The sequence below is a fragment of the Streptomyces sp. MK37H genome (genome assembly GCF_018035285.1).
GTDB classification, from domain to species: Bacteria; Actinomycetota; Actinomycetes; order Streptomycetales; family Streptomycetaceae; genus Streptomyces; species Streptomyces endocoffeicus.
The window spans coordinates 1-7,550 of the sequence record NZ_JAAAYH010000427.1 but is presented as its reverse complement, the minus strand read 5'-3'; the positions used below and the strand labels follow the sequence as shown (position 1 = coordinate 7,550).

The 7,550-nt window shown below is 73.8% G+C and carries 4 protein-coding genes and 1 pseudogene; 3 read left to right on the top strand and 2 right to left on the bottom strand.

Annotated features, from left to right (window positions below):
• Positions 1 to 421: pseudogene (locus tag GWI24_RS36620) on the bottom strand (hypothetical protein); the annotation flags it as partial.
• Positions 422 to 697: 276 nt separating this feature from the next.
• Between GWI24_RS36620 and GWI24_RS36610 the strand changes: the two are divergent.
• The gene (locus tag GWI24_RS36610) at positions 698 to 4,162 is read left to right on the top strand and encodes a helicase-associated domain-containing protein (protein ID WP_308344211.1); all 3,465 of its coding nucleotides are present in this window, start codon (positions 698 to 700) and stop codon (positions 4,160 to 4,162) included.
• A gap of 60 nt (positions 4,163 to 4,222) precedes the next feature.
• On the opposite strand, the gene GWI24_RS36605 is transcribed toward GWI24_RS36610, so the two are convergent.
• Positions 4,223 to 5,116 (bottom strand): VanZ family protein, encoded by an 894-nt coding sequence (locus GWI24_RS36605; protein WP_308344210.1) that lies wholly within the window; start codon positions 5,114 to 5,116, stop codon positions 4,223 to 4,225.
• A 166-nt stretch (positions 5,117 to 5,282) separates the two neighbouring features.
• Here GWI24_RS36605 and GWI24_RS36600 point away from each other — a divergent pair, with 166 nt between their 5' ends.
• Both GWI24_RS36600 and GWI24_RS36595 read left to right on the top strand, forming a co-directional pair.
• Complete coding sequence (locus tag GWI24_RS36600; protein ID WP_210950350.1) at positions 5,283 to 6,932, top strand: DNA repair helicase XPB; 1,650 nt, start codon at positions 5,283 to 5,285, stop codon at positions 6,930 to 6,932.
• Between the two features lie 157 nt (positions 6,933 to 7,089).
• Positions 7,090 to 7,548 (top strand): hypothetical protein, encoded by a 459-nt coding sequence (locus GWI24_RS36595; RefSeq protein WP_247617374.1) that lies wholly within the window; start codon positions 7,090 to 7,092, stop codon positions 7,546 to 7,548.
• Positions 7,549 to 7,550 lie beyond the last annotated feature (2 nt).

The window sequence follows — 7,550 nt, the reverse complement described above, 5'->3', positions numbered from 1 at the left end:
GCACCCCCGGGGCGTCCTCCTCGCGCGGGGCGGGCACCTTACCGGTGAGACCGCTGCTCTTGGCGAGCCCGGCCAGCTTGTCGCGGGCCGCCCGCGCCGCCCCGGCGGCTCCCCGCGACGACGCACCGCCGCCCGCACCGCTGCCCTCCGTACTGGGCTCACCGCCCATTCCCCCCGATCCCGGGTCGGGGCCTCGGCCACCCGCGGCGGCCACCACATCGGCCGGTGAGCCCAGCTTGGACAGGATCCGCTTCACCCCGGCCGGGCTGTCCGCCCCTCCGGTGGCCCGGCGGTGGTCGATATCGGCACGGAGCCCGGAGACCAGCCGCATACGTTCACCGGACGACAGACCTTGTTGCTGAGCCAGGTCCCCGACACGGCTCAGATAGTCGTAGACGAGCTTCTCGCTCTCGATCCCCACCAAGACCCCTGAGAATGCGCACCGTCGGCGTATCAGTCGGCTCCGACGGTACCGCGTGGAACCGGAATCCCGCCGCATCCCCTGCGTCCCGCACCCCGCGGGTACTGTGGATCGAATGAGCAGTTCATGGAATCGAGAGGGCTGACATGCCCGAAGAGACCAGCTCGCGCAACCGGGAGGCATGAGTTGCCCGCAGACACCGGCCATGGGGACAGCGGTCCGCAGGATCGCGTCCCCCGGGACGGCGGCCCACGAGACGGCGACCGTGGCCGCGGGGTGCCGCGCACCCTCGCCGAGGAGCTGCGCACCCGGCCCGACGACGCCCTCGCCGCCCTGCTGCGCGCCCGCCCCGATCTGCTCTCCCCGGTCCCGAACGACCTCACCCAGCTCGCCGCCCGCGCGGGCACCCGCGCCTCGGTGGTACGGGCGGTGGAGCGGCTCGACCGATTCGCGCAACAGACCGCCGAGGCCCTGGCCGTCGCGCCCGACCCGTGCTCGTACGAGACCCTGCGGGACCTGATGACGGGCGACGAGGGCCCGGAGGAGGCCGGGGGTGCCAGGGACGACGCCCAGGGCGCGAAGGAAGTCGGGGGTCCCGGAGGCGCCCGGGGTTCCGAGGACGCCCCGGGCCACGGAGACGCCCGGGGTTCCGAGGACGCTCGGGATCCAGGGGATGCCCGGGATCCAAGGGACGCCCGAAGTGCCGGGAGCACCCAGCCCCCGGGGGATGCCTCGGCCGCAGGTCCCGCTCCTGCCGCCGGGACCGCGTCGGGCACCAGCGCCGCGTCGGGCACCAGCGCCGCGTCGGGCCCCGGGCCCACCTCGCCCGCGCAAACCGCCTCGGGCACCGGGACCGCCTCGGGCACCGAGGACGCCCAAGGCCCCGGAGATGCCCGGGGTTCCGAGGACGCTCGGGATCCAGGGGATGCCCGGGATCCAAGGGACGCCCGAAGTGCCGGGAGCGCCCAGCCCCCGGGGGATGCCTCGGCCGCCGGGCCCGCTCCTGCCGCCGAGACCGCGTCGGGCACCGGCGCCGCGTCGGGTATCAGCGCCGCTCCGGGCACCGGGTCCACCTCGCCCGCGGAAACCGCCTCGGGCACCGGGACCGCCTCGCCCGCGCAAACCGCCTCGGGCACCGAGTCCACCTCGGGCACCGGAACCACCTCGCCCGCGCAAACCGCCTCGGACACCGGGCCCACCTCGGGCACCGGGACCGCCTCGGGCATCGGGACCGCCTCGCCCGCGCAAACCGCCTCGGACACCGGGCCTGCCTCGGGCACCGGGACCGCCTCGGGCACCGGACCCACCTCGCCCGCGGAAACCGCCTCGGGCACCGGGCCTACCTCGGGCACCGGGCCTGCCTCGGACACCGAGCCCACCTCGGGCATCGGCGCCCCCCTGGGCGCCGAGGAACGCGCCGCGATCGTCGCCGAATTGCCGCGGGCCGTGGCCACGCTGCGCGAGCAGGCCCTGATCTGGGGTGGGAACGATCGGCTTCGGCTCGTCAGGACCGCTCGCGAGCTGCTCGCGCCCTCGCCCACCTCGCCCTCCCCCACCGGGCTCGGCCCGACCGTGCAGGAGGCCACGTCCGGGATGTCGCCGGGGCGGCTTCAGGAGCTGCTGGCGGCGGCCGGGCTGTCGCCCACGCACGACCCGGTCACGGCGGTGGCGGCCCTGGCCGAGCTGTTCCGGGACCGCGTCCGGATGGCGGCGCTGCTCGAGGGGGCGCCGGTGGGCGCGGCGGCCGTGCTGGCCAAGCTGACCTGGGGGCCGCCGTACGGGGAGGCGTCCGTCACCTCGCCCACCCCGCCCGTCGGCTGGCTGCTGGACCGCGCGCTGCTGCTGCCCTCCGGGCCCCGCAATGTCGTACTGCCCCGCGAGGTCGCCCTGCATCTGCGCCACGGCCGGGCGCACCGCGCACCCGAGCCGTTCGCCCCGCCGCTCTCGCCCACCACCGAGCACGATCCACAGGTTGTGGACAACACCGCCGCGGGCCAGACCTTCACCGCCCTGGCCACCGTCGAGGAGCTGCTGGGTCAGTGGGAGACCGCCGGTCCGCCCGTCCTGCGCGCGGGCGGGCTGAGCGTCCGTGACCTCAAGCGGACCGCCGTGGCACTCGACGTGTCCGAACCGGTGGCCGCCTTCTGGATCGAGCTGGCGTACGCGGCCGGGCTGGTGGCCTCCGACGGCGAGACCGACGAGCGCTACGCCCCCACCCCCGCCTACGACGACTGGCTGCGGCTGCCCGCCGAGGAACGCTGGGCGCGGCTCGCCACCGCCTGGCTGCCCGCGACCCGTACGTCGGGCCTGGTCGGCGGCCGGGACAGCAGGGGCCGCACCCTCGCCGCGCTCGGCCCGGAACTGGACCGCTCCCCGGCCCCCGAGGTCCGCCGCCGGGTCCTGGAACTCCTGGCCACCCTCCCGCACGGTGCCGCGGTCGCCCCCGACGTCCTGCTGGCCCGGCTCCGGTGGGAGCGGCCGACCGGCCACCGCGGGGCCCCGGCCGCCACCGCGGCCACCCCCGGTGCGGCCTCGCCTTCCGGGTCCGCCCCCGGGGCCACCTTCCCTTCCGCCCCCGCCCCCGGGGCCGCCTCGCCCACCGGCGAGGGCCTGCGCTCGCGGCTGACCCGCTGGGCCGTCGCCGAGGCCGAAATGCTCGGGGTCACCGGCCGGGGCGCGCTCTCCTCCCACGGCCGCGCCCTGCTGGAACGCCACCCGGACGAGCCGACGGCCGCCGAGAGCGACCTCGCGTCCGCGCAGGCCGCCAGGCTGCTCGCGCCACTGCTCCCCGAGCCCCTCGACCACGTCCTGCTCCAGGCCGATCTGACCGCCGTCGCGCCCGGCCCGCTGGAACGGCCGCTCGCCGAGACGCTGGGCATCCTCGCCGACGTCGAGTCCAAGGGCGGCGCGACCGTCTACCGCTTCACGCCCGAGTCCGTACGCCGTGCGCTGGACGCCGGGCGGACCGCCGACGATGTGCACACCTTCCTCGCCGCGCACTCCCGCACCCCGGTGCCCCAGCCGCTCGCCTACCTCGTGGACGACGTGGCCCGTAAGCACGGCCGACTGCGCATCGGCGCCGCCTCCGCGTATCTGCGCTGCGACGACGACGCGCTGCTCGCCGAGATCCTCGCCGACCGCCGTTCGGCGGGGCTGCGGCTGCGCCGCCTCGCCCCCACCGTGCTGGCCGCCCAGGCGCCGCCGGACACGCTGCTGGAGGGGCTGCGGGCGATGGGGTACGCCCCGGCGGCCGAGTCCGCCGAGGGCGATGTGCTGGTCAGCCGGGCCGAAGCCCAGCGCACCCCGCCCCGTAAACCGCCCGTTCCGGTGCCGGAGGGCCCGCCGGTACCGGACGCCACCCTGCTGGGCGCGGCGGTGCGCGCCATCCGCGCCGGGGACCTCGCCGCGACGGCGCCCCACAAACCGGCGGCCGTGGCCGAAGCAAGGCCGGAGGCCGCTTCCGGCTCACGGCCCGGGTCCGGGTCCGGCGCCAGTGGCGACCGGCTCCCCCGCACCACCTCCGCCGACACCCTCGCCACCATGCAGGCCGCGGCCCTGACCGGCTCCAACGTCTGGATCGGCTACGTCAACGCGAACGGCGCGGCCACCCAGCGCGTGATCGCCCCGGTCCGGGTCGAGGGCGGCTTCGTCACGGCGTACGACCACACGGCCGACGAGGTCCGTACGTACCCCCTGCACCGCATCACGGGCGCCGCCGAACTGGCCGAGGACGCCACGTAACACGCCCGAAGGGCGTCCGGGGTCCAGGGGCGGGGTGGGGCCACGGCACGGAGGGACGGCTCACGCCACGGGCGGTGCCTCGGTCCCGCGCCGGGTCCACCGGTGCCACCAGTGGCGACGGCGCGGGTGCAGGGCGTGGCCGAGCCAACGGCCGGCCACGACATAGCCGATCAGCGCGCCCGAGGTGTTGAGGATGACGTCGTCGATGTCGAAGGCCCGGCCCTCGACGATGAGCCCCTGAACGGTCTCGACGGCCACCATCACCAAGGCCGTCACCACGACCACCCGCACCGCGCCCCGCGCCTTGGGCACCAGCATCGGCAGCAGCACCCCGAAGGGCGCGCCGAGCAGCACATTGCCGCCGATCTGCTTCACCGTGTCCTGGAAGGCGGGCTGGTCGACGTAGGCGCGTAGCGAGCGTCCCGGATGCAGATTGGTGTGGACGAGGTCGACGGAGCCGGGCGAGGGCACGAGCGTGACCTTGGCGAGCGCCGCCGCGAAGCCGACCATGCAGACGAACGCCAGGAGCAGCACCATCGCCCGTGCGACGCGCGCGCCGAGCGAGGTGCGCTGCAGCAGCGCCTTCTCCGGGGCGCCCTGGGGCTCGGGGGATTCGGCGGTCCGGCCCTTCGAGGGGGCCTTCGCCGTCGGCGACTTCGCCGACTGACCCTTCGTGGACTGGGCCTTCTCAGTCCGGGCCTTCGCCGTGGGCGACTTCGCGGTGGGCGACTTCGCGCTCTGCTTCTTCGCGGTCACGGGCCCCTTCGTCAGGCCCCCGCCCGTCCGCGGCCCCTTCTTCTGACCGCCGGCCGCCTTCTTCCGGCCCTGCCCACTCGTCTTCTTCTGGCCGCCCGTCGTCCGGGAACCCGCCTTCGGCTTCTTCTCCGCCGTCCGCTTTACCGTCGTCCTCTTCTCCGCCGTCCGCCGGATCTCCCATCCAGCGATGCTGATCACAGGGACTCGCCTCCCGCCCATGGCTCTGTTGTCGCCGCTCCGCCGGTCCGTGTCCGTCTTCGCCGCTTGCCCGTAGCCGCCCGGAGTATCCCTGTGGCTCTCCGCCACGCCTTCTCGATGGGGGACACTGGTTCTTTGGCCGGCCAGCACGAAAGGACCCAGGCGCGTGAATGGACCCCTCATCGTCCAAAGCGACAAGACGCTCCTGCTCGAGGTGGATCACGAGCAGGCGGACGCCTGCCGCCGCGCCATCGCGCCCTTCGCCGAGCTGGAGCGAGCGCCCGAGCACATCCACACCTACCGGGTGACCCCGCTCGGGCTGTGGAACGCCCGCGCCGCCGGGCACGACGCCGAGCAGGTCGTGGACGCCCTCGTGGCGTACTCCCGCTACCCCGTCCCGCACGCCCTCCTCGTGGACGTCGCGGAGACCATGGCCCGCTACGGGCGGCTGCGGCTGCTCAGGCACCCCACCCACGGGCTGGTCCTGGAGACCAGCGACCGCCCGATCCTCGAGGAGATCCTGCGGTCGAAGAAGATCCAGCCGCTGGTCGGCGCCCGGATCGACCCGGAGACGGTCGTCGTCCACCCCTCCGAGCGCGGCCAGATCAAGCAGACGCTGCTGAAGCTGGGCTGGCCCGCCGAGGACCTGGCCGGCTATGTGGACGGCGAGGCGCACCCCATCGAGCTGCGCGAGGACGGCTGGGCGCTGCGGCCGTATCAGACGCAGGCCGTGGAGGGCTTCTGGCACGGTGGCTCGGGCGTCGTCGTGCTGCCCTGCGGCGCCGGAAAGACGCTGGTCGGGGCGGGTGCGATGGCCACCGCCAAGTCGACCACGCTGATCCTGGTCACCAACACCGTCTCCGCCCGCCAGTGGAAGCACGAGCTGGTGCGCCGCACCTCGCTCACCGAGGAAGAGATCGGTGAGTACAGCGGTACGCGGAAGGAGATCCGCCCGATCACCATCGCCACGTACCAGGTGCTCACCACCAAGCGGAAGGGCATCTACCCGCACCTCGAGCTGTTCGACTCCCGCGACTGGGGCCTGATCGTCTACGACGAGGTGCATCTGCTGCCGGCGCCCGTCTTCAAGTTCACCGCCGACCTCCAGGCGCGGCGGCGGCTCGGGCTCACGGCGACGCTCGTCCGGGAGGACGGCCGGGAGTCCGATGTCTTCTCGCTCATCGGGCCGAAGCGCTTCGACGCGCCCTGGAAGGAGATCGAGGCGCAGGGCTACATCGCGCCCGCCGACTGTGTCGAGGTCCGGGTCAATCTGACCGAGACCGAGCGGCTGGCGTACGCGACCGCCGAGACCGACGAGAAGTACCGCTACTGCGCCACGACCGACTCCAAGCGGCGGATCACCGAGGCGCTGGTCGCCCGGCACAAGGGGCAGCAGACGCTGGTCATCGGGCAGTACATCGACCAGCTCGACGAGTTGGGCGAGCACCTGGACGCGCCCGTCATCAAGGGCGAGACCACCAACGCCCAGCGGGAGAAGCTCTTCGACGCCTTCCGGCAGGGCGAGCTGTCGGTGCTCGTCGTCTCGAAGGTGGCCAACTTCTCCATCGACCTCCCCGAGGCCACGGTCGCCATCCAGGTCTCCGGCACGTTCGGATCGCGCCAGGAGGAGGCCCAGCGGCTCGGCCGGGTGCTGCGCCCGAAGGCCGACGGCCACCCGGCGGTCTTCTACTCGGTGGTCGCGCGCGACACGATCGACCAGGACTTCGCGGCGCACCGCCAGCGGTTCCTGGCCGAGCAGGGGTACGCGTACCGGATCGTGGACGCGAGTGAGCTGCTCGCGGACGAGGACGTCTGACGTTCGGGCCGTCACCGGTCACCCATGCCCCCATGAACCCATGACTTCTGTCATGAAGGACCGGTGATCGGCGGCTCTGCCCGGGGCGTTCCCCACCCGGAAGGATCGTGGGTGTCAGCAGGACACGGCACCACATGACGCCGAAAGGGCGGGGGACATGGGCATCAGCGTCCGCAATCGCAAGGCCGAGACCGACACGACAACCAAGGCCAAGGGCAAGACCACCGACATCGACCTGAGCGGGATCAAGCCGCTGCCGCTGTGGTTCTTCGGCTTCGAGGGCGTCATGGGGGCCGCGTACGACCTGACCAAGGCGTGGGACGACGCCTGGATGGTGCTCATCGGGATCGCCCTGGTGAACATCGTCGTCGGGGCGACCGTACTGCGCCGCCGGATGAAGCTGATGCGCGCGATGCTCAAGAACTCCCACACCCGGAAGATCGCCATCGGGATGGTCGCGCTCCGGGTCGGCCTCCATCTCGTTCTCGCCGCCCTCGGCGCCCCGGTCACCTCGGTCGCCGGGCATCTGGCCGTCGCCGTCCTGATGGGCACGACGACGGTGACGCTGATGTGGTTCAACCAGCGCGTGACCTTCCGCGCGCTGCGGCTCGCCTGACT